Source organism: Olivibacter sp. LS-1, assembly GCF_008245145.1.
GTDB lineage: Bacteria > Bacteroidota > Bacteroidia > Sphingobacteriales > Sphingobacteriaceae > Olivibacter > Olivibacter oleidegradans.
Window position 1 is genome coordinate 6,280,786 of sequence record NZ_CP041643.1, and the last position, 23,369, is coordinate 6,304,154.

The following is a 23,369-nucleotide window of genomic DNA, read 5'->3' on the forward strand; positions in this document are numbered from 1 at the left end:
TCATACAAAAAAAATTGCGCCATAATCATTCTATCTCTGACCTACCAGCTTAACAAATGCCTTTATTCACGACCTCACTTCAACAGAAGAGGCAATCAGTTTATTTTGAACAAAAAAGCCGGGCTAAATAAATAGCCCAGCTCCTTAAGTCGGTATGATATTATGCTTTATTGTATTTGTTGCCCTTGTCCACTTTCACCCGCTTTTTGATCGTCGTTCTGTATACCTCGTTCTTTTCGCGGTTTAGCATTGTAATTCATTTTACCAAATTTCCAGCTGAATGTTATACCGAAGGAACGGAATGGTACGGCGAAATTCGATTCTTGCTTATAGCTAGCGGTTTGAATTTTTGATCTGAAATTCTTTTTCTCATTAAATGGATCGATAATATTCAACCCGATACTTGCCTGTTTTTTGAATATTTCTTTTTTCATACCAATACTCCACATATTAAATGCAGGGTTGTAACCTTGAAAAGTACGTCTCGGCGCATTCAATATAAGGAACGTTTCCGCAATAAGCCCTCCTTTTAAATTCACCGTACCACTTAGGAAAGCCTGGTACATCCAGTAAACATTACCTGCTTGCGAAGTTAAGTTGTCATCGATATTTTGAAGGTTAATATCATAAGTATACAAATTCAGGTTACCTCTTAACGTCAAAATCTTAATCGGATTGACAGAAGCAAACAGGTTGGTACCAAATGAATTATTCCGTCCGATATTTTCAAAACTCTGCAGTACGATTGGTTGCTCCTCCGTTCCAATATTGGTGTATATTGACTCTATAACGTCATTTGTACGCCTATAATAAAGCGATGCATTCAGAATCGTACTTTTGATCATGGTTGAATAACCCAATTCAACGTTGTGCGATAGCTCGGGATCCAATTCAGGATTTCCCTGCCGTTGATTCACCGGATCTGCTTCATTACGGAAGGGATTCAAGTAGAACAAGCTTGGCCTTTGGATACGCTGGTTGTAGCTTAGTTTAACATTAGACATCTGCCCCAGCTTTTTCGATAACACCACGCTGGGAAGCAGGTTGTGATAATTGTTTTCAAAGGCCGGAAAGTTTGCTACTGCATCACCGTCAAGCAGTGTATATTCATAACGCGCACCCGCTTTCAATTCATAATCTTTAGCAAAGGGAACACTCACCGTAAAATAACCGGCACCCACATTTTGTTTGTAACCGAAATCATAAGATCGTTGTGCATGATTGATATATGAACCATTCTGCAGCATGGTGTCGACCGTGACGTCGGAAGAGATATCTCGAAGGATCGCTTTTGCACCTACTTCCAGTACGACCTTCTTAAAAGGATGGGTATAGTCTACCTGAAAGGTGAGTTCATCATTTACACCATTATTATAGCCCATTTCATTGGGCCTAAAACCCTGCTGTCTATATAAGGTATTGTAATCAGTATTATTGTTGTTTTTAGAATATTGGCCGGCAAATGTCAATTCCTGCCCCTTTTTCTCAAATTTATGGGTGTAATCGGCACTCCAATCAAAGCCATGAAATTTAATCTGGTTTCTCGAATTACTTAAAATTTGGTTAATCCCACCGTAAATGGACGTCATATCTCCATCTGTTTCCATTCGAAACTGATTGTAATTGAAAGAGGATGTAATAATATTCTTATCATCTATGTCGTAATCAACACTTAAGCTACCTCTTCCTCCACCTCTTTTCGTGGTACTGGCGCTGTTTTGCGAAATCAATGGCTGATCTGTCAAAGATCGTTGATCAAAGGTTACATCCGTTGTAACGGGCCAACCCCACATAGCGCCCAAATTAGCGGTAACGCCCAGCTTGCCTTTTCGCACATTTACGTTTCCGTTGAAATTGTTTTGGCGCGTGCCAATACCTCCCGAAATGGAACCGTTCACACCCACAACGTCTTTCTTTTTAGTAATTATATTGATGATTCCCGAAGTGCCCTCGGCGTCGTATTTCGCTGAAGGACTCGTAATAACTTCAACGTTCTTAATCTGATCAGCCGGAATCATACGTAGCGCGTCCGCTACATTGTTCGTCATGGCCCCGGACGGTTTTCCATTAATAAAGATACGAACGTTTTGATCTCCCCGTAAGGACACGTTACCATCCATATCTACTGATAACAAAGGAACTTTCCGCAACACATCGGCGGCATTTCCACCAGCTACTGTAACATCTTGTTCTGCATTATAGACAAGTCTATCCACTTTATTTTCGACCACAGGCACCTGCCCCGTAATCTCAACCGCTTGCAATTCGGTTGCGGAAGGTTTTAATAACACATTGGCCACGTTTAAGGAAGTAAGCTGCTCTGTAATTTCTATCGGACTGATTGTTTTTGGACTGTATCCCATCGCACTGATAATCAACTTATATTTCCCTAGGGGTATTTTGTCTAGACTGAATGACCCTCCTTCGTTTGCAAGGGCCCCGGTGACGGACTGTGATGATGTACTTTTTAAAAGGGTTATCGTCGCAAAATCAATAGGTTTGTTCGTTAAGGAATCTATTACTTGCCCCTTTATCTTTCCCGGTCCACCCACTTGTTGCGCAAACACAACGCAAGCACTCAACTGCATCAAAATACATACAAATAACTGTTTGCTTATACTCATCTGATCTATTTTTTGAACATTAGTCGTTCGCGATTGACAAATGTTACAACAACAAGTATACAAATCACCCATAAAAAGGTAACTTATTAGTTACTTATAGTTTTATTTACATGCGTTAATCAGCACGACTTACCCGTAACCAATTAAGGGCTACTCACATATCTTAAAACAAACACATGCAAAGCCGTTTTTGAATTAAAAATAGGCTGTAAAGCCTCATCTTTCTTCAATATTGGCACGATATATGCTAAAAAGAGGACAGGTTTAGGTTGATTTGAAACTTAGGTTTCGGCCCCACTCCCCAAGTGGGGTTTTTTATTTTAAAAGAATTCCGGTTGTTCTTCGTTCTCTTTATATTTCTCATTTAACTACCTTGATTCTGCATCTCGATTTATTTTACCCCACGATATAAGCAACTACACATATTATCATATTCAAACATTGGTAAAATATTACACCCTATCAAAAACAGCTAATAATATCCTGCAGTGAATTAGGTTTCATTGCCTCAGAACGCCCTAAACACCGCTGACAAAGTGTCATTTTCGCGCCGTTATAATGCTTATAGTATCAAAAAAAAACAACTCATCAAAATCCGATTTACATCAAAATAACGCTAGATCACGAGTTCAAATAGACATACTAAACGTTTGACAATAAGTATATTAAAAATAAATCAGTCATCTTTTTGCGAATTTCATAATAATTAACGAATCGAAAATGAGCTAAAAAGAGATATCAGAATCCTTGTTTCCTTTCACACTAAAGTAGAGCCTGCACAAATAGCTATACATAACTCATTATGAGCAAATTAAAAAACGAATCAATTTATGATTATGAATTTCGCAATGCTTTCTTGAGCCTGAAAGCTCCGTCTTAAACAAAAAAACCGTAGTGTTTGGCGAAAGAAACGATCGCGATTCTATTACTAACTATTTTAGCAAGTCATATTGTAGAACTAACCCCTAATAAGGAGCGGCAAGAATTGATGCTGATCATCAAATATATTATAAAATTCAATCATCAAAAACGACTTTCAAAAAATAAAGCGACAGGTTTTATAGAAGATTCTTAAAAAATACTTTGTAAAAAAAATTAAACCTTTTTTCCAACATCTATTCCAATAGGATGTAAAATGAACAACATGAAAACAGCAAGATTTATTACTTTATGTGTGGTCCTCTTATCGATTTTTAGCTACTCAGAGGCATTAGCGCAACATGGGAGAGGGCATGGCCGAGGACATGGGCATGAGCGTTGGGATGATGATGACGACGATGATCGGCATCGGCACCACTACCGATACGACAGAGATTATTATAAAAAACGCCATAAACACTATAAGAAACAGGCAAGATATTACGAAAAGCACCGCCGTTATGATCACTATGGATATCCCAGGTGGGCCCGTGCGCATCGTTATCGAGCGAGACATCATGTTTATTTCAGGGATTATTGTACGTTCTACGACCCCTATCGTGGAGGCTATGTATATTGGTCAAGCAATCGTTGGATTTTCACACCAAATGTTCCGGCCTTCTTAGCGAATGTCGATCTTGGAAGAGCCCGCATACAGCTAATGGCAAATATACCCTTAGAAAGACATCCTGAATATTATTATGACGAATATGCGCGCGCTTATCCACGCAGCACAAACATACATATCAACCTTTCCTTACCTCCTTTTTAGGAGGTATTTATACCTGGAAAAGTCCTAGTCTTGTATAAGATTTAGGACTTTTTAACGGGATAATAATTGCAACAACGCTTCTTTAGAGAAAGATGTTTTAGTCAGGGTTATCGAATCGACCAGTTTAGTGAACAGTTCACTCTTACTTTGCTGTAATTGCAACACTTTTTCCTCTATTGTTTCCTTACAGATCAATCGCACTGCTATTACATTTTTTTTCTGTCCCATTCTGTAAATACGATCGATCGCTTGGTCTTCTACCGCCGGGTTCCACCAAGGATCAATTAAATACACATAATCCGCCTCTGTAAGATTCAATCCGACTCCGCCGACTTTTAAACTCATCAAAAATACCTTTACACGCCCATCCAGTTTAAATTGCTCAATCAGCCCCTCTCTGTCCTTTACCTTTGTACTTCCGGTCATCTTAAGGGTTTGCAATCCTTGTTTATGCAACTGATCTTCTACCAAATCCAACATATGCACGTATTGGGAAAACAATAAAATCTTATGCTGAACACTCCTCTGCCCGATCTCTTCTATCAGCCACTCAATTTTGGCGGCGTTCGGTACATTGCTATACTTATCTTTCAACAAAAGCGGCGAATTGCAAATCTGGCGTAGTCGCATCAAGCCCTTTAATACGACTGCACTTTTATTACTTAGCTCTTCCTCCGTTTGTGCCGATATATAAGATCGAAATTCCTTTTCATATACGTCGTATATCCTTCTTTGTTCTTCGCCCATTTCACAGTACATAACCATTTCTGTTTTCTCGGGCAAATCATCCATTACTTCTGCTTTTGTCCTTCGTAAAACAAAAGGTTTAATTTTATGTAAAAGCTCTTCCAGACGCCTATTTTCACCGAATTTATCAATAGGCGTAGAATAAACATCACGGAAATATCTTTTGTTACCTAGTAGGCCTGGACAAGCGAACGACAACTGCCCAAATAAATCAAAAGTATTGTTTTCCAAAGGTGTTCCCGTTACCGCTATCTTAATCTTTGCCTTCAATCGATTGGCCGCTCGGTATCGCTGAGATAGCGGATTTTTTATATGTTGGGACTCATCTAGAAATAGGTGATCGAATTCTATTTCCTGAAAACGATCCAGGTCACTTACCATGGTGCCGTAAGTAGTTAACACGACATCCCAAGAATCTATTGTATGGTTTTGATCCCGTTGTCCTCCATGCCAAAGAAAAATCCGCAATGAAGGTGCAAATTTTTCGAATTCCTGCAACCAATTAGTCAATAAAGTTGCCGGAACAACAATCAAATTCGTACCTGATTTTCCTTCCTCTTTCTTTAGTAGCAAAAAAGCGATAATCTGAATGGATTTTCCTAACCCCATATCATCCGCCAAACAACCGCCGAAGCCTAGCCGACTTAAACTATGAAGCCATTTTACACCATCCAATTGATAAGGCCTTAACTTGCCGATAAATCCCTCTGGAATCTTTAGCGACGGATCCTCTTCCTGATTGCTCCACTGTTTAAAAAGAAGCAACTCTTGCTTTACACCGGAGTCGAACATGTCGGTTTCGTAGGCACTTTGCAAAGCCTGAAAATTTATCTTGGCCGTTTTAAGTAAATCTCCCTCCCGTCTTCCCAAGCTAAAGAACTGTTCAAACTTGTGAAGCCACTCGGCAGGCAATATACCATAGGTTCCATCGTCTAAGAGTACGTAGTTTGATTTATTTCTAACCGCTTTTTCAAGGTCGCGCAGTCGAGCTACCTTTGAGCCGTAAGAAATCTTCACCCTTGTATTAAACCAATTAATACCGCTGGTAACTTCTATATTTATTGCAGCCTTATACGGACTTCGCTTGCTTATCGATAGCTTATCATAACCCATGACCGCTATTTTTTCGATTTGCCATTGCTCAAAAGCCTCTAAAAACCAATTTCCGTCGAAAAACCGATCTTGATGTAAATAAAAATACAGTAAATCGTCATCTAACTGTTCCGGAAAATAAGGGTGTTGTTTGAGGATAAAAGATAAGAACTGCAACTCCTGCTCATCGTTACGACGAATCAAAAATGAATTTCCATAATCGTCTTTCCCATAAACGGGTCGTTTCGAACGAATGGGAATTTCGACTGTCCCGTAGCGCATAACAGGTTCTATCACGATGTAATTTTCAGACTCTGACAAATAAATGATTCGCTCGGTAGCCTGTACCGGCGTTTCCATAGATGACTGATCGTACCCCTCTGTAAGAAATGCGTAGTTCACCTTTAAGGTATCGCTTACCTTATCCAACAATTCACTTTGCAAGAGATGATATTTCGATGCATGCACGATCAGATCAGTCCCTAGATTCTTAAAAAATCGGCATACTCTCCACACATTATGGTTCTTAAATGCATAAAAAGTTTTCCCTATGTGCAGAAAACAATCAAAGGCAAAGACGAGCTCTTGCATGCTGTACCACTGATCTGCTATCTGCAATAGCGGGCTTATTTGGTAGAGGCTATCTTTTTTCCGAATTCCAAGCGTAAATTGGTCAGCCCCTATTACTTGCAGGTTCACTCTACTAAAATTCTTTGCCTGAAATTGTTTTGAATTCCCTTGATAGTAAACGGGCATATCAAAGGGATTTTTCACTATTTCGTGTAAGGCCCGAATATCATCTTCGTTATACGGTTCCTTGGTTGGTTGGGGAAATCGACTGAGCGCTGCCAAAAAGCGAATATATTCCGGCCGCTTTTCATGCCACAATAACGTTGTTGCATCAATGGTATTAACCAAGGCCTTAACCTTCCCGTTAACGGCAAACGCTAATTCCCCAAGCTGAATTGTAAGGTGGCCATAATGTCTGTGGGGATAAATAAGAATCACTTTCCCCTCCAAATTTTGTTCACGGAACGCCGGTTTAACATCCGGTAAAAGCTTACCTTTAAGATACCGTACATTTTCATCCGTTATTTTCAATAAGCCTTGTATTTTTGGCGTAAGTATTAATTTATTCTCCACATAATGCATATGGAAATGCGAAGTGATGTCTGCTTCGTCTTCCAGACCATAATCTCGCGCAACTTGCCGTACTCTCACATGTCGTGAAATTCCGTCAAAAAAAAATCGGATATCTGTGTTTTTTATTATTTCATAAAGAACCCGATTGCTATGTTGGCACATTCGAAGCGGTGTTTCTAAGCAAGTGCAGTGAAAATGGAGACGCTTTTCAATCCGATCTGTCCATACCCTTATCTGTGCAGTATGTAAGTTAGGGTGCGAATAATCAAAGACGCCTCTGTCGATGGATAGTTGTTTAACATGAACTGATGCATTCGGAACGAGTTGATCAGACGAGTGTTTGTACATCAAGATTTCTGACAATTGCTCATCCGCAAAACCTTCAATTGTATAAGAAGCCTCTTCTGAATCAATTATTTTATCTGTAAAGGTCATTTTATAACATTCTTATGAATATACTTCCCGCAAATATTGTCTATCTTCAACAAAGCTATTCATAAGCAAATTAAGATTTGCAATAAAGAATGAATAATATCAAGAAATGTTCAGGAGCGCTTTTTATTGGAAAATATAGAGAGGGGTTAAGGCGATGAATAAATCGCTTGCAAACTCATTAGTGCTTTTAGGAATCTATAGTAACAAATAATTACATACAGATGAAAATTATTATTATCGGTGCGACAGGGACGATTGGCAGACATGTGGCAACACTTTTTGAAGGCAAACATGAACTCATTAAAGTGGGGACTACGAAAGGAGATTACCAAATAGATATTTGTTCCGAGCAATCAATAAAGATTTTTTTTGAAACTATTGGCCCCTTTGATGCGCTCATTAGCACGACCGGCAAAGCTGCTTTTAAGTCATTGAAAGACTTAAGCAACGCCGATTTCCGACTTGGTTTGGACAATAAGCTCTTAGGCCAAATCAGTTTGGTACTCATTGGACAACACTACATTAACCCGGCCGGCTCGTTTACACTGACATCAGGTATTCTATCTGAAGACCCCGTTCCAGGAGGATCTGCACTTAGTACAGTGAATGGTGCTATCAATGCTTTTGTAAAAGGAGCAGCAATCGAGCTAAAAAATGATGTGCGCATAAATGCTGTGAGTCCCGGCGTTGTGGAAGATTCGCCTTCTTTTTTTGAAGTTTTTCCGGGCCACATCCCCGTAAAAATGGAACGAGTAGCAAATGCTTACTATAAAAGCGTAATGGGTGCGTTGACAGGAGAAACAATCCGAGTATTCTAATTTCTTTTCAATTGATATATGACTAAATGGGAAATTGACCCAAAGCATTCAGAAATCCACTTTCGGGCAAAACACATGCTTATATCTACCGTAACTGGCTTATTCACCAAATTTGAAGGAACCGTAGACACCCTGGAACCTAATGATTTCGTTCAAGCATCGATCCATTTGTCTATCGACGTCGATAGTGTGTACACGAATGAATCTTACCGCGATGAACACCTTAAATCATCCGCGTTTTTTGACGTTGATAAGCATCCGTACATTACTTTTCGATCCACGGAGCTAAGCAAGGATGACGACAACGCAAGCACATTTGTGTTAAGAGGCATGCTCGACATAAAAGACATGGTTAAAGAAGTACAATTCCATGTTTCATTTGGCGGGACGGCAGAAGAGAACGGTCGATTAAAAGCAGGCTTTCAGGTATCAGGAATTATCAACAGGAAACACTTTGGTCTAACTTATAACCCATTAATGGAAGCAGGAGGAATGGTTGTGTCAGAAGAAATCGAACTGGCCGCCAACATTGAACTAATTAAAATATCTTGATGTATGAATAACTTTAAAACGGTGGCCGATTCTCAAACGGTAATGACCGAGCTCATGATTCCCTCCTATTCTAACTTTGGGGGCAAAATACACGGCGGGGTCATCTTATCGTTAATGGATAAAGTTGCATATGTATGTGCCGCAAAACACGCCGAAACTTATTGCGTCACCGCGTCGATCGACACAGTTGACTTTAGAGCTTCGGTGGAAGTGGGTGAGATTATTTCATTACTTGCTTCTGTAAATTATGTTGGTAACTCTTCACTTGTAGTGGGTATAAAAGTGTTGGCCGAAAATGTGAAGACGCATGCCGTTAAGCATACAAACTCGAGCTATTTTTCAATGGTTGCTTTAGATGAGGAAACCCACAAACCGGTCCAAGTTCCGGGCTTGATTCTGGAAAACGAAACGGAGATACAGCGCTTTATTACGGCGATGCACAGAAAGGAATTAAACCGCTATTATAAGCAAGAAGGCGAGCGTATCAAAGCTGATTTTAGGAATCAAGATTTTATTGAAGTACTAAAAAAAGAGCGATGCATTTTAAAACAATCGTATTAGTTTAAAGGTACATGCCCTCCATCTTTAAAGATTGCTACTTCCAGCTCTCCCTCCGCCGAAATAGCGCCACGGTACATCCCTGAAGTATTGAAGGGCATAGCAAGATTGCCCTCTTTATCCAGGGCGATCAGACCGCCGTTCCCCCCGCTTTTTGCTACTTTTGCGAGCGCGGTTTCCGCAGCTTCCTCTACTGTCAAACCCCTATAATCCATCAGGGCTGCCACATCATAAGCTACTACATTCCGAATATAAAATTCGCCCCAACCTGTGCAGGATACGGCAACCGACGCGTTATTAGCGTAGGTACCTGCACCTATAATGGGGGAATCACCTATTCGTCCAAACTTTTTATTAGTCATTCCACCCGTTGAGGTTCCTGCCGCTAAGTTGCCTTGATTATCAAGGGCAACACAACCCACTGTCCCGAACTTATCATCATGATGACCACCACCCAGCTTTACAGCGGTCTCATTCGCCTTTTTTTGGACAGCTTCTTGCTGAAGAGCCTTTTGAAGCCCATCCCATCGCTCCTTCGTATAGAAATACGACGGATCTACCATTGTTAGGCCTACTTGTCGAGCGAAGTCCTCTGCACCATCTCTCGCCAACAACACATGTTCTGATTTTTCCATAACTGCACGTGCGGCACTTATTGGATTCCGAACAATCTTTACGCCTGCAACTGCTCCTGCACGTAAGCTCTCTCCATCCATAATAGCTGCGTCCAATTCATTTTTGCCTTCGTGGGTAAAGACGGCGCCCTTTCCGGCATTGAATAAGGGAGAATCTTCCAACACTTGTATGGTTTTCTCGACCGCATCTAAAGCGCTTCCATCTTTCTGAATAATTTCATAGCCGACTGTTAATGCTTCCTTCAATTTTGCCTTATACGCTTGTTCCAATTCAGGCGTCATACGGCTAGGCTCGATGGTTCCCGCACCACCATGTATGACAAGTACATACTTTTTTATCTGCTGTTGTGCATGTACAAGGACCGGTAGTAAGGAGAATATTAGAATGAGTCTTAAAGGTAATGCCATCTTTTTGTTGGATTTATTTATGTAAAAGTACAGATTTTCATTAGAATCATCGGACCTATAACCAGCTCACGGACATACATCGTTTCCAACAGAAGCGAATCATCGAATATTATTCAAATTTTACATTTTATTAATGAACATTATTCGATAAAAACTATAATATTCTGTATTTTTGTCAGCTTTTTCAACAAATGTAACTATGCATGATATACAACTAGATCGCATCGATCTGGAAATATTAGATTATTTACAGAAAAACTCAAGGATGACAAATGCCGATTTAGCTCGGGAATTAGGCATGGCGCCATCTGGTATCTTAGAACGTGTTCGCAAACTTGAACAAAAGGGAGCATTAGTACAATATACCGCACGGGTCAATCCCGAGGCCGTTAATCAGAACCTGTTAGCCTTTATCTTTATTAAAGTGGCAGATGGTTTAGGCTGCGATGAAGCTGACAAACTGCTTAGCGAAATCGAAGCGATCCAAGAGGTTCATCATATCACGGGCGAAGATTGCTATTTGGTAAAAATCAGAGTCTCCAGCTCGGGGGAATTGATGCAATTCATGAAAACTTCGCTGAGGAATATTCCAAATATTGTATCAACAAGAACTACCATCGTGCTGGAAACAGTTAAAGAAAATCAGCACATCGTTATCAAAAGAGACACAGAAAATGACGAAAGCTAAGAATACATCTACAGCGGCCATTATTATCGCTTATTTGTTAATTTACATTGTCTGGGGTTCCACCTATTTTTTCATTCACATTGCTCTTCAGGGCTTTACTCCCTTTCTTTTGGGAGCCATACGATTTACGATCGCAGGTACGTTGTTGTTGATCTGGTGCAACAAAATGAAAGAGCCCATTTGGAATAAACAACTGCTAAAGACGGCAGCTGTTACGGGTATACTCCTTTTGTTCATCGATATGGGTTTAGTCATGAAGGCTCAACAATATTTACCAAGCAGCCTAATTGCTATTGTAGCAGCTTCTACCGCCATCTGGATTTTGCTGCTCGATAAAAAAATGTGGAAAGTTAATTTCCGGAACTGGAATACCGTTGTGGGTGTCATAGTAGGATTTGTAGGCGTCATTCTACTCTTTAGTGAACAATTAGCTGCCTCCTTTACTGAAACCGGCTTATCCAATAAAGCAATCGGTATGTGCTTACTCATACTAGGAACACTTTCGTGGGCATCAGGCTCGGTATATTCGAAATACAGCGTATTACCTAGCGGTGTTACCTTTGCTAATGCCGCTTGGCAGATGCTAATAGCAGGCATATTATTTTGGGGTGCCGCCTTTGCACATGGCGATGTACAGCAATTTCATATGCAGGCCACACCTGTCTCTTCTTGGCTAGCCATCGGATACCTGATTATCTTTGGTTCCATTCTGGCCTTCACAAGTTATATTTGGTTATTGAAAGTACGTCCGGCAACAGAGGTTAGTACCCATGCCTATGTCAATCCATTGGTGGCTGTCTTTCTGGGCAGCACCTTCGCCAACGAACAGGTAACTTTGATTCAAATTATAGGCCTTGCTATTATTTTGTGCGGCGTTGCCATGATAAATTTCGTCAAGGCAAAGAAGGGCAAGCAAATGAAGCCCCTGTGCCCCGATCAATAGGAAGATTTTCACTTAGCCATTATGTTGTAAAAATTATAATCCGTCATTGGAGCATCCGTGAATCCGAGCTGCCGACCAATGCTTACCACTTGTCCCCGATGATACGTGTTGTGATTTACAAACTGCATGATGTACTCTAAAGCCGAAAATTCGCAGTTAAACCACGGACTTTCGACTAAAACCGGCTCTTGTAATTCTTTAACCGTCAAGGCACTTACATAATCTGCGATTTGAGCCGACTGCTCCACCAAGCAGCTCATTACTTCGTCAATCGTAAAAAGATCTTTTTCCGGATCGAAGTCATATTTCTCATTAATGATAGCAAACCAATAACCCTGTGTTTTATACATATGTTTCAGTGTTAATAGAACACTTGGGAAACTGGAAATAACCTCTTTTTCAAGAAGTTTCTTCGGCTTTGTTTTTAACCAGTTAACTAATGTAATGTTAGTCCACAAATCGTAGTCTACATAATTTCTTATCAGACTAGTGAGTCCTACTGTTTCGAGTTCGAAGATCAAGTTTTCTTTTACCATAATCGCCTAGTTTTATAGAACAAAGAAAGAATGCGCCAGTGACAACAGTATGTCATCCTCTTTTATTTTTGCGAGCCCGCAAACAATCTTTTATAACTTGGCAACTTAAAAATCTTATAACGGCAATCAGGCTTTACAGCATGATAAAAAACAGACGTTAGTAGTGCTTTAAGGGGCTATGTGAGCAATCGCTGAGACTTAGCTAACCAGTCTTATCCTATCGTTTGAATTACCGGCGCAAATAGTACATTAAAATGGCTGTTTTATGCATTGTATTATACTATCAATTTAATTAAGTTTGTTTAGAAATGCCAAAGAAGATTAAATGGATTATCAGGCTATTATTCAAGAATCTGCCAGCTGGATAAAGGATTATATCAAAGCGAGAAATAACACCAATTTATGTTTTCACGACATAGAACATATACATCAGGTAGTTGATGCCAGTAGGAAAATCGGCGAATATTATCAGCTATCAGCGGAAGACAATTTCATTGTTCAGGTAGCTGCTTATTTTCACGACGTGGGATATTATACAGGACCTCCCCAAAATCACGAATTACGCAGCGCCGAAATTGCTGAAAATTTTTTGCAGGAAAGGCAGGTAGAAGCATCTGTTATTGAATCCATAAAAAAATGCATTGTTGCTACCCGCATGCCGCAAAATCCACAAAACTTGCTAGAAAAAATTGTTTGTGACGCGGACCTATTCCATTTGGGAAGCGATGGCTTCAATGAAAGGAACAAACTCATGCGTAAAGAAGCAGAAGGTTGCCAAGGCAAATCAATTGACAAAGAAACTTGGCGTAACGGAACGATCGCCTTGATGGAAAGGCACCACTACCATACCGAATATGCGAATCTTTTTCTAAAAGATAAGAAACTTGAAAATTTAGCGTCACTTAAATCAAAAGCCAACCATACGTCCATGGAAGAAGAAAAAAAACAAAAGAAAGATAAAGATAAAGACAAAGATAAACGTCCCGACAGAGGGATCGAGACCATGTTTAGGGTCACATCTACCAATAATCAACGTTTAAGTGACATGGCAGATAACAAAAGTAACATCCTTATAACCGTCAACTCCATTATTCTTTCGGTTATTATAGCCTTACTTTTGAGAAAACTCGACAGTAATGAGCATCTTGTTTTACCTACTTTTGTCTTGCTTGCCGTTAGTTTATCAACCATGGTAGTTGCGATCTTAGCTACTCGCCCTTATATACCCAACGGCATTTTTTCTGCCGAAGATATGAAAGAGAAGAAAGTAAACCTTCTCTTTTTCGGTAATTTTTACAGAATGGGGTTGCAAGAATACAACGAAGGTATGCGTACGGTAATGGAAGACCGTGATTTTCTATACGGGACCTTAATTAAAGACGTTTACTCACAGGGTGTGGTGCTGGGCAGGAAATATCGATTACTGCGAATCGCGTACAACATATTTATGTATGGCTTAATTGCGTCTGTTCTATCATTTATTGCGGTCATTGTCACCATTCAATAATACTACCATGCTCAAAAAACGAGAGAAGCTTTTAAATAGTCGAGACATAAGTTGGCTTTCTTTCAATGGTCGAGTGCTTGAGGAAGCGGCAAAAGATGAAGTTCCTCTGCTGGAGCGTTTAAAATTCTTAGCGATCTATTCTTCTAATCTAGACGAATTTTATCGTGTAAGAATTCCCGTCTTAATGGCATTGAAAGAATTAAAGAAACGAGCCATCGCCTCGCAAAAGCTCATAAAGAAGGGTATACTAAAGAAAACCAAAAAAATTATTGAGACACAACAGGCTTATTTCGGAAGTATTTTAAAGCAGCATATTATTCCCGATCTAAAAAATAAAAATATCCACTTAGTATATAATGAGGACATCCCCGATTGTATTAAGAAAAAAACGGATCGCTTCTTTTTTGATACCATTGCTGCTTTCCTCGAAATCATTCACCCTGAACAAAAAGCGTTTTCTCCAAAGAACAACCAGCTTTATTTGGCAGCTGATTTCGGCGATGCGAACAAAGGACTGGCGCTTGTAAGCATTCCCTCTGATGAGATACCTAGATTTTTTCACACACAGATTGAGAATACGCACTACGTTGTATTAATTGACGACATTATAAGAGCCAATCTAAAATATATTTTTACGCAAATCCCTCAGTGTGTTTTTTCTTTCAAAGTAACACGTGATGCCGAGCTTGACCTACAGGACGAATTTAATGGTGACCTAGCTAATGAAATCGAAAAATTGTTGGTTTTAAGAGATTATGGAATGGCCACTCGATTCCTATATGCACCAGGCGTTCCACAGCCAACGCTAAATCATTTGATTAGGTGTTTGCAACTCGAGCATGCCAATCATATTGAAGGGGGAGTTTACCATAACTTAAAGGATTTTTTTGCTTTCCCGGTAAGAGACCAACAGCTTCAATACGCGAAATTGCCTGTTGCGGAAATCACCTACCAACATGCAAGCTTATTTGAGGAAATAAAACACCGTGACCTGTTGCTTCACACACCATACCACTCTTATGACCCCATTTTGCGCTTTTTTAACGAGGCAGTTCTCAACCCGGAAGTAGAAGAAATTTTCATTACACTTTATCGGGTAGCCACCAATTCTCAAATTGTACATGCCTTGATAAGCGCAGCAAAAAACGGCAAAAGGGTAACCGTATTTGTGGAATTGAAAGCTCGTTTTGATGAAGCTAATAATATCAAATGGGCAAAAAGGATGGAAAATGCAGGAATCCGAATTATATATAGCGATCAGAAGCTAAAAGTCCATGCCAAAATTTCGTTAGTCAAACTTCGCGCTAATGCACCTCTAAACGCAATAGCGCTACTCTCAACCGGTAATTTTAACGAAAATACCGCGAAGACCTATACGGATCATTCGTTGTTCACTTCCTCATCTTTTATAACCGGCGAATTAGATCTACTCTTTACTTATTTGAGCAGCACAAGCTTTGGAAAGGAATATCCGGCTTTGCCTTTTCAACACTTACTTGTAGCCAAATTTAACTTACTTCCGACCTTTTTACATCACATAAATAATGAAATCAATCGGGCTTTGAACGGTGAAGAAGCCGCGATTATTATTAAACTAAACAACTTGGAAGAAGAAAAGTTAATTCATAAGTTGTACGAAGCTAGTCAGGCAGGCGTTAAAATTCATCTAATCGTACGAAGTATTTGTAGAATTCGGCCCGGAATACCCGGATTAAGCGAAAACATACGTATTGTCCGTATCGTTGATCGCTATCTTGAACACGGACGGATATTTGTTTTCCACAATGGTGGAAATGAACGCGTATTTCTCGGCTCATCGGATTGGATGGATCGAAATATTTACCGTCGTATCGAAGTGTGTTTCCCGATTTATAACGAAGAACTAAAACAGCAGATTAAGCAAATGCTGACTCTGCAACTACAGGATGATATAGCGGCTGTCCAGTTAGATAAAAACGCCCAAAACGTGGAGTTGGCCGAAGGGACCACTCGCTCGCAGGAGGAGATACATAAATTAATTCATGCATCATTTCGTGACCTTATGTATCAATAATTAATATGTAACCATTAATAATACATCAATGAAATCGTTATTTACGTTATACATAGCACTAATTGCATGTGCGGCTTGTGCACAAAAAAAAGATCCCTCATTTACCTCACCAAGTCATTATAACTTAAATGAGCCTCAGCAAATGGAGTTTCCACCTGAACTAGAAGAAGTATCAGGCATAACCTTTGTTAATGGGGATTCGAACCGACTGCTTGCGCAGCAAGATGAACAGGGGCATGTATATTATTTAAAAGCAGGTGACAAGTCTACTAAATATGTTAAGTTTGCCGGTAAAGGAGATTATGAAGATATTGCTGTCAGTAACGATCGTATTGTTCTCCTTCGGAGCGACGGTTCTTTTTTTTCCTTTCCGCTTCAAGAACTATATGAAGCAGAGATCGATGCGATGGTTTCCGAAAAAATTTTACCTAAAGGCGAATATGAAAGCTTAGCTGCTTCTATCACGAACAATCGTCTATATGTTTTATGTAAACAATGTAGTGTCGACAAAAAAACATCACAGACCACCGGTTACATTCTTAAACTTGAGTCAGGGAGTCAGATTATAAAAGAGGGAAGCTTTTCTATTGATAATGAAGAGATCAGTAAATATGTAAAACTAAAAGGTAAAGCTTTTAGACCATCGGCATTGACGCGAAACGAAAAAACAAATGAATGGTATATTGTTTCGTCCATTAATAAGCTTTTATTGATTGCAGATCATGATTGGAAAGTAAAAGAAGCGCATCTGTTGAATCCAAAGCTATTCAATCAACCGGAAGGTATTGCTTTCGACAAGGATAACAATCTTTATATAAGCAACGAAGCAGGTGATTCGGGAAGAGCCACCTTGCTTAAATTTAATTATAAGCATTAGAAAAAACAGGGACTACCTTTTGGCCTAAATAAGACAGAAGATATCCATATTTTCCTTTCAAAAACAGACGGAGGCATATGAACAATAAATTTTTACTTGTTTCTTTTACGCTTCTTTGTATTGTCTTTATAGCAGCCAATGCACAGGAACCTTTTATCAAAAGTCGGACAATATTCATAGGCGATGCCGGAGAATCGAATACTGCTCAGCATGCCGTTATTGAAGCTGCCACCCGGCAAGTGCTTACTGGTAAAACCACGGTCTTTTTTCTTGGCGACAATATTTATCCTAAAGGAATGCCGGTGAATCCGTCTGAAAAACAAATAGGCGAAGAAATTTTAAAATCACAATTTAGTCCTTTTCGAGCGAAGCAAATACCTGTGTACTTTTTACCTGGAAATCACGATTGGGATCGTTCAGGTAAGCAAGGTCTCAGAAAGCTTAAAGCCCAATCAAATTATCTTAAAACTGTTGGGGATTCTTTATTACGGATGGTCCCCGAGAACGGTTGCCCTGACCCGGTAGAAATTAGTATTTCAGAGAACCTGACGGTCATTGCATACGATAGCGAATGGTGGTTGTTTCCTTTCGACAAAATAAATCGCGATACAACTTGCAACTGTAGCAGTAAAGAAGAAGTATTGGAGCGTCTAGAAAGTTTGCTTTATAAAAATAGAAATAAAACGGTATTACTTGCGTCGCATCATCCGTTTTCTTCTTACGGAGTACATGGGGGATATTTTTCTTGGAAAGATCATCTTTTCCCACTGACTAATTTGAGCAAAAAACTCTATCTTCCCCTGCCTTTGGTAGGGTCGTTGTATCCCATTTTAAGATCAACCGTATTCTTACATCCCGAAGATATCCCCCACCCACTCTATCAACAAATGATACAAGATATCAAACATACAGTAGATGAATTTCCTAATCTATTGTATGTAGCAGGCCATGAACATGGCCTCCAACTTTTGTCGGATGGCAACACGTTACAACTTGTTAGCGGCGGCGGATCAAAGGGAAGTTTCATTAAAAATGGCAAAAAGGCTTTATTCACAAATAAAGAAACTGGATTTGTTATTGTCGACGAATGGATGGATAAAAGCAAGCAGATTCGGTTTTTTACTTCGAATAGCGGCATGTTTAAAGAAACATACAACTACAAAAAGTCTTTTGTTGATCCCATTCCCTTGGGAGATTCTCTTTTTCTAAGTCACTCCGATATAGACAGTACCGTGACGCAGGCGAACCCTTTGTACAATCGAGTGGGAAAATTTCACCGAAAACTTTTTGGTGAAAATTACAGGCAAGAATGGGCCGTCGACTCAAAAGTGCCCGTTATCCGAATTTCCTCCTTTCAGGGCGGTTTAACGCCCTTGAAACGAGGAGGGGGTATGCAGACAGTATCACTACGACTGGCGGACAAGTCGGGGAAGGAATGGGTTATTCGAAGCGTTAATAAGAACACCGATGCCTTGCTCCCTCCGGAACTGCAACAGACGTTTGCGCGTGATTTTCTCGATGACGCCAACAGTGCACAGCATCCTTATTCAGCACTGATGATACCACCATTAGCTGATGCCGTTGGCGTTGCTCATAGTAATCCCATCATTGGTATTATTGCACCCGACACAGCCTTGGGCGCTTATAACAACATTTTTGCCAACACGCTATGTTTAATAGAAGAGCGCGAACCTTTGGGTGACTCCGACAATACGCTCAAAATGCTCAGTAAAATCAATCACGATAATGATGACATCTACAAAGCAAAGACTTTCCTGCGAGCCCGCATGTTAGATCTTTTGGTAGGCGATTGGGATCGCCATGAAGATCAATGGCGATGGTATGACGATAGCAAAGGTAAAGACAAAGATTACCTACCGATACCGAGGGACAGAGATCAGGCTTTTAGAAAAGTGGAGGGTCTTTTCCCAAATATTATGTCTCGTAGTTGGGCACTACCTACATTACAGGGCTTTCGTGCGACTATCAATCGACCTAACTATTCTTTATTTAAATCACGCTTCTTAAATGCACATTCAAAAAATCAGTTCACTTTTGAGGAATGGATGAAATTGGCTCATGAATTTGTCGCAAACATCACCGATAGCGTACTGGAAGAAGGTTTGAAGAGACTACCAGCGTCTTCTTATGCCATTCGTCACGATTCCCTTTTTGCCGAGCTCAAGAATAGAAGGGATGCTATCCCTGCAGCCATGGAAACTTATTACCGCTTTATCAACAATATTGTAGATATAAAACTAAGTGATAAACACGAATGGGTGGAGGTGGAAGACGACAACGATAAAGGCCTAAAGGTGACGGTTAGAAAGATAAATAAGGAGGGGGAACGGAAAGACAAGCTAATGGAGAAGGAATATTTACCGACTTTGACCAAAGAAATCCGAATTTATTTAGCAGATGGGGATGATAGTGTTTATATAGAAAACAAGCATGCTCCCATTAAACTTCGTGTTATCGGTGGACAAGGAAAAAAGGTCTATCATATAAACACCGCTGTCCGACCGGTTAAGATTTATGATCCGGGTCAGCAGTCCCTTTTTTCCGGACAGGTATCGAAATTGAGAAAGCACCTTTCCAAAGACAGTGCCAACACGGCATTTGTTCCGGTAAATTTATATAATGTTTGGATGCCACTGATAACCGCAGGTTACAATGCGGATGATGGAATCCTGATTGGAGGCGGATTTAGGTACACCCACCAGCGCGGCTTTAGAAAAAGTCCCTTTGCCCATCAACAACAATTACTTGTGTCGGGCGCCTTCGCTACAGGAGCCGTTAAAGTAAAATATAAAGGAACCTGGAAGGAAGTAGTGGGTAAGGCGCATCTTTTAACAGACGTCAATATACATGCACCAAACAATACACAAAACTTTTTTGGCTTAGGGAACAATTCCATCTATGATAAAGATAGTCATTCAGTAAGGTATTACCGAACTCGATTTAATCTATATGAGATGCATGGAGCATTGCGATGGACGCCGACTGAAACTGCTTCGATTTCAATAGGGCCCTCCTTCCAATTGTATTATTATGATTCAGATGATAATGAGGGTCGATTTATAAACAACACCGATCAGCTTCATACCTATGACAGTTTAACGATCGCCAAAGACAAGCTTTTTGCGGGATTTAATGCTTCCTTTCTCAAGGATAATAGAAATAGCAAAATAATGACAACTGAAGGGGGATACCTAAAATTAGATATACAAGGCTTAACGGGTTTGAATGATTACTCGAAATCTTTCTTTCAGGCAAAAGCTGAAGTTGCAGTCTATAAAAGCATTTGGCAAAATGCTGTAACCTTGGCTAATCGATTGGGTGGCGGGACAACCTTGGGAAAAACGACCTTTTATCAGGCACTATTTTTAGGTGGACAAAATAATCTCTGGGGATATCGCCAATATCGATTTGCCGGAGATCATTTATTTTTTAATAATTTTGAAGCCAGGATTAAGCTGGCACAGATCGGCAGCTATATTTTACCGGGACAACTTGGGCTACTAGGCTTTTATGATATCGGTAAAGTTTGGGTTGACGGATTGGATAACAGTTCCATACATCAGGGTACGGGAGCCGGTGTATATTATGCCCCCGCAAGAATTGCACTTTTGCAATTGGTAGCAGGTCATTCAAAAGAAGGTTGGTACCCTTATTTTACCATGGGATTCCGTTTTTAACTACTAATTCCTCAGATCAACAATGTTTGCGCAGGTAATCGATTTATCGGAAAATAAAAAAGATTTATTAGGCGAGCTCGATATACAGCTGTCCCTCGATAGCTTTATAACACATTTAAGAAAGCTCGCAAGTACTCAGGATAACGTGAAGCATGAAATGCTAGAATTTATACTTCACAAATTCTTAGAAACGAGAGAGACTTATGGACCGTTGACGGAAGAAAATTTAGCAAGTTACAAGCAAATCTTATTCTATACCTATAATTTGCTGGTACCTCCACTCGAAGACGAACACGATACGCTCTGGGCGCTGGCAACACCATTAGGAAAAAATGTGTTTTACGGCACACAAGGCTTCTACAATCTGTTGCGTCAGGAATTTTGTGAAGAAACTTTTAAAGACATCGAAGAAAAGACTAAGAAAAAGGACCTGCTCGAGCAGTCCATATATAGCCTACTTCTAGAACGTTTTTACGAAATTCCCGCCGTGGAAGACGAAGTGATCGAATTTTCTTCGAAAGATGAAGTAACGGGCTTACCTCGCTACTATGCCATCCAAATTGATAAACGCTTTGTGGACATCACTCCCAAAATGAAGCTACCGGAACTGGATTATAAAAAAATTAGACAGAATAACGTTCAGCAGTTTGAATGGAGGTTTTTACGTGAATTACTTCCGCTCAACCAGTTCTCTTTTACAGGCTTTTCGATTATTACGGTGAAGGAAATCACACCCGATCGCGTTATCCAGAATATTCGGGATATCGTAAGTCGAAACTCAGACGAAGAACTTGAGCACGCTTATGACGTATTGCAAGAATCCTTGCAAACGCTTACCGGTAATCAACATATTAAGTTTGGTTTATCTCCCATCTTGAAACTGAACAACAAACCAATATTGGATCAGGTATATATGCATGCCAGTATATTACCTGCTCTGTTGAAGAAGAAAACAAGAAACTGCCAGGAAGCTAACATTACGGAATCTTACTTGCTCAACCCTCAAATCATAGTATATAATGTCGGGATAGATTTCGGAGATAACAACTTCAAATTCCTGAACGACCTTTCCGATCTCGGTGTTACTTCTTATGTATGTATCCCCTTATATTATAACAATAAGGTAACGGGACTTTTAGAAGTTTATACCAACGAAGGTCATACCTTTGACAAGATTGTCCTGGCAAAGTTGCGCCGAGCCGCCCCTTTACTTGCGCAGTTACTGAATGATCAAGCACATAGATTCAACGCTCGCATCGACGCGGTAATAAAAGAAAAGTTTACATCCTTACAACCAGCCGTCCAATGGAAATTTAATCAAGCTGCATATGAATACTTGAAAAAGATAGCGCCGGAAAAACCGAAACCCATTATTGAAAACGTTCAATTCAAGAATGTTTATCCCTTATATGGGGCTATTGATATTAGAAATTCTACAATTGAGCGCAATAAAGCCTTAGTTGCCGACTATAAAATACAATTAGGTTTATTAAAACAGGTATTACAAGACATCAAAAACGTTTATAGTATTGCACTACTCGATGAAATGGAATTTAATTGTGATAAGTGGTTGACCCAATTAGACACGAGTCCAATCGACGTTGTACAAATGAAGGTTAAAGACTTCATGGAGAAAGAAGTGTACATGTTATTGATGCACTTCAAAAACAGTAATTCAACTTTAGCAGCGATCATCGAAAAATATGAACAAGAAGTACTAGCGGAAACAGGGAAAGCCCATCAGCATCGACGCGCGCTCGAATCATCCATCGCCACCATTAATACCGCTATTAACGGTTATTTAGAATTATTAAATGATGAAATACAGCGCTCTTATCCTTGCTATTTTGAGAAGTTCAGAACCGACGGCGTTGAATATGATATTTATATAGGACAATCTATTGCTCCTGAAAGGCCATTTGACATGCTCTATCTCAAAAACGTAAGGCTTTGGCAGCTTACGTCAATGGCTTCCATTGCAAAAATAACGCACACCTTACTTCAACAGATGGAAACTCCGCTTGAAACGACCCAGCTTATTTTTATCAATGGAAACGATATAGATATTAGCTTCCGCGTGGACGAAAGGCGTTTTGATGTAGAAGGAGCCTATAACATTCGATACCACATCATAAAAAAGAGAATCGATAAAGTTCACTTAAAAGATTCTTTTGAACGGCTCACCCAGCCTGGAAAGATTGCTTTGGTATATTACGATGCGAGAGAGATTAAAGAGTATATGAGCTATATTAATTATCTCCAAAATAAAGACATTTTATTAGACGATATGGAAGAGCTTGAACTAGAGGAATTACAAGGCGTAAGTGGCTTAAAAGCGATACGAATCGGTGTAAAACTTTAATTG

The 23,369-nt window shown here is 39.8% G+C and carries 15 protein-coding genes; 11 read left to right on the forward strand and 4 right to left on the reverse strand.

What is annotated here, in order from left to right; all coding sequences use genetic code 11:
* Window positions 1-167: 167 nt before the first annotated feature.
* Entirely contained in the window at window positions 168-2,624 is a 2,457-nt protein-coding gene (locus tag FKG96_RS26125; RefSeq protein WP_242627393.1) for a TonB-dependent receptor domain-containing protein, read from the reverse strand.
* A 1,144-nt stretch (window positions 2,625-3,768) separates the two neighbouring features.
* Between FKG96_RS26125 and FKG96_RS26130 the strand changes: the two genes are divergently transcribed.
* On the forward strand, window positions 3,769-4,314 hold the full coding sequence (locus FKG96_RS26130) for a hypothetical protein (RefSeq protein ID WP_149106280.1): 546 nt from the start codon (window positions 3,769-3,771) through the stop codon (window positions 4,312-4,314).
* Between the two features lie 51 nt (window positions 4,315-4,365).
* On the opposite strand, the gene FKG96_RS26135 is transcribed toward FKG96_RS26130, so the two are convergent.
* Window positions 4,366-7,731, reverse strand: coding sequence for a DEAD/DEAH box helicase (locus FKG96_RS26135; RefSeq protein WP_149106281.1), 3,366 nt, complete (start codon window positions 7,729-7,731; stop codon window positions 4,366-4,368).
* 221 nt (window positions 7,732-7,952) lie between these two features.
* On the opposite strand from FKG96_RS26135, the gene FKG96_RS26140 reads away from it, so the two are divergent.
* From FKG96_RS26140 to FKG96_RS26150, 3 genes are read left to right on the forward strand one after another with little or no spacing between them, the layout of a single operon-like run.
* Window positions 7,953-8,549 carry a short chain dehydrogenase gene (locus tag FKG96_RS26140; protein WP_013663835.1) on the forward strand — a complete coding sequence of 199 codons (597 nt, stop codon included), beginning with the start codon at window positions 7,953-7,955 and terminating at the stop codon, window positions 8,547-8,549.
* 18 nt (window positions 8,550-8,567) lie between these two features.
* Entirely contained in the window at window positions 8,568-9,101 is a 534-nt protein-coding gene (locus tag FKG96_RS26145) for a YceI family protein (RefSeq protein ID WP_013663836.1), read from the forward strand.
* Between the two features lie 3 nt (window positions 9,102-9,104).
* Window positions 9,105-9,662, forward strand: a complete 558-nt coding sequence (locus FKG96_RS26150; protein WP_013663837.1) for an acyl-CoA thioesterase — start codon at window positions 9,105-9,107, stop codon at window positions 9,660-9,662.
* Here the strand turns inward: FKG96_RS26150 and FKG96_RS26155 are convergent.
* Complete coding sequence (locus FKG96_RS26155) at window positions 9,659-10,702, reverse strand: isoaspartyl peptidase/L-asparaginase family protein (RefSeq protein WP_130858212.1); 1,044 nt, start codon at window positions 10,700-10,702, stop codon at window positions 9,659-9,661. The two genes, FKG96_RS26150 and FKG96_RS26155, sit on opposite strands and share 4 nt — an antisense overlap.
* Before the next feature lie 199 nt (window positions 10,703-10,901).
* Here FKG96_RS26155 and FKG96_RS26160 point away from each other — a divergent pair, with 199 nt between their 5' ends.
* Both FKG96_RS26160 and FKG96_RS26165 read left to right on the forward strand, forming a co-directional pair.
* Window positions 10,902-11,390, forward strand: a complete 489-nt coding sequence (locus tag FKG96_RS26160) for an Lrp/AsnC family transcriptional regulator (protein ID WP_013663839.1) — start codon at window positions 10,902-10,904, stop codon at window positions 11,388-11,390.
* Window positions 11,377-12,333, forward strand: coding sequence for an EamA family transporter (locus FKG96_RS26165; RefSeq protein ID WP_149106282.1), 957 nt, complete (start codon window positions 11,377-11,379; stop codon window positions 12,331-12,333). Before FKG96_RS26160 ends, FKG96_RS26165 begins: the two co-directional genes overlap by 14 nt.
* 8 nt (window positions 12,334-12,341) lie before the next feature.
* Here FKG96_RS26165 and FKG96_RS26170 read toward each other — a convergent pair whose 3' ends face one another.
* Window positions 12,342-12,869, reverse strand: a complete 528-nt coding sequence (locus FKG96_RS26170) for a DinB family protein (RefSeq protein WP_130858214.1) — start codon at window positions 12,867-12,869, stop codon at window positions 12,342-12,344.
* Window positions 12,870-13,194: 325 nt separating this feature from the next.
* Between FKG96_RS26170 and FKG96_RS26175 the strand changes: the two genes are divergently transcribed.
* The 5 genes from FKG96_RS26175 to FKG96_RS26195 all read left to right on the forward strand — a co-directional run bounded on the left by FKG96_RS26175 (window position 13,195) and on the right by FKG96_RS26195 (window position 23,366).
* On the forward strand, window positions 13,195-14,376 hold the full coding sequence (locus tag FKG96_RS26175) for a Pycsar system effector family protein (RefSeq protein ID WP_130858215.1): 1,182 nt from the start codon (window positions 13,195-13,197) through the stop codon (window positions 14,374-14,376).
* Between the two features lie 7 nt (window positions 14,377-14,383).
* On the forward strand, window positions 14,384-16,429 hold the full coding sequence (gene ppk1, locus FKG96_RS26180; protein WP_130858216.1) for a polyphosphate kinase 1: 2,046 nt from the start codon (window positions 14,384-14,386) through the stop codon (window positions 16,427-16,429).
* A gap of 28 nt (window positions 16,430-16,457) precedes the next feature.
* On the forward strand, window positions 16,458-17,306 hold the full coding sequence (locus FKG96_RS26185) for an SdiA-regulated domain-containing protein (RefSeq protein ID WP_130858217.1): 849 nt from the start codon (window positions 16,458-16,460) through the stop codon (window positions 17,304-17,306).
* Window positions 17,307-17,383: 77 nt separating this feature from the next.
* Entirely contained in the window at window positions 17,384-21,004 is a 3,621-nt protein-coding gene (locus FKG96_RS26190; protein ID WP_149106283.1) for a metallophosphoesterase, read from the forward strand.
* Between the two features lie 22 nt (window positions 21,005-21,026).
* On the forward strand, window positions 21,027-23,366 hold the full coding sequence (locus tag FKG96_RS26195; RefSeq protein ID WP_149106284.1) for a GAF domain-containing protein: 2,340 nt from the start codon (window positions 21,027-21,029) through the stop codon (window positions 23,364-23,366).
* Window positions 23,367-23,369 lie beyond the last annotated feature (3 nt).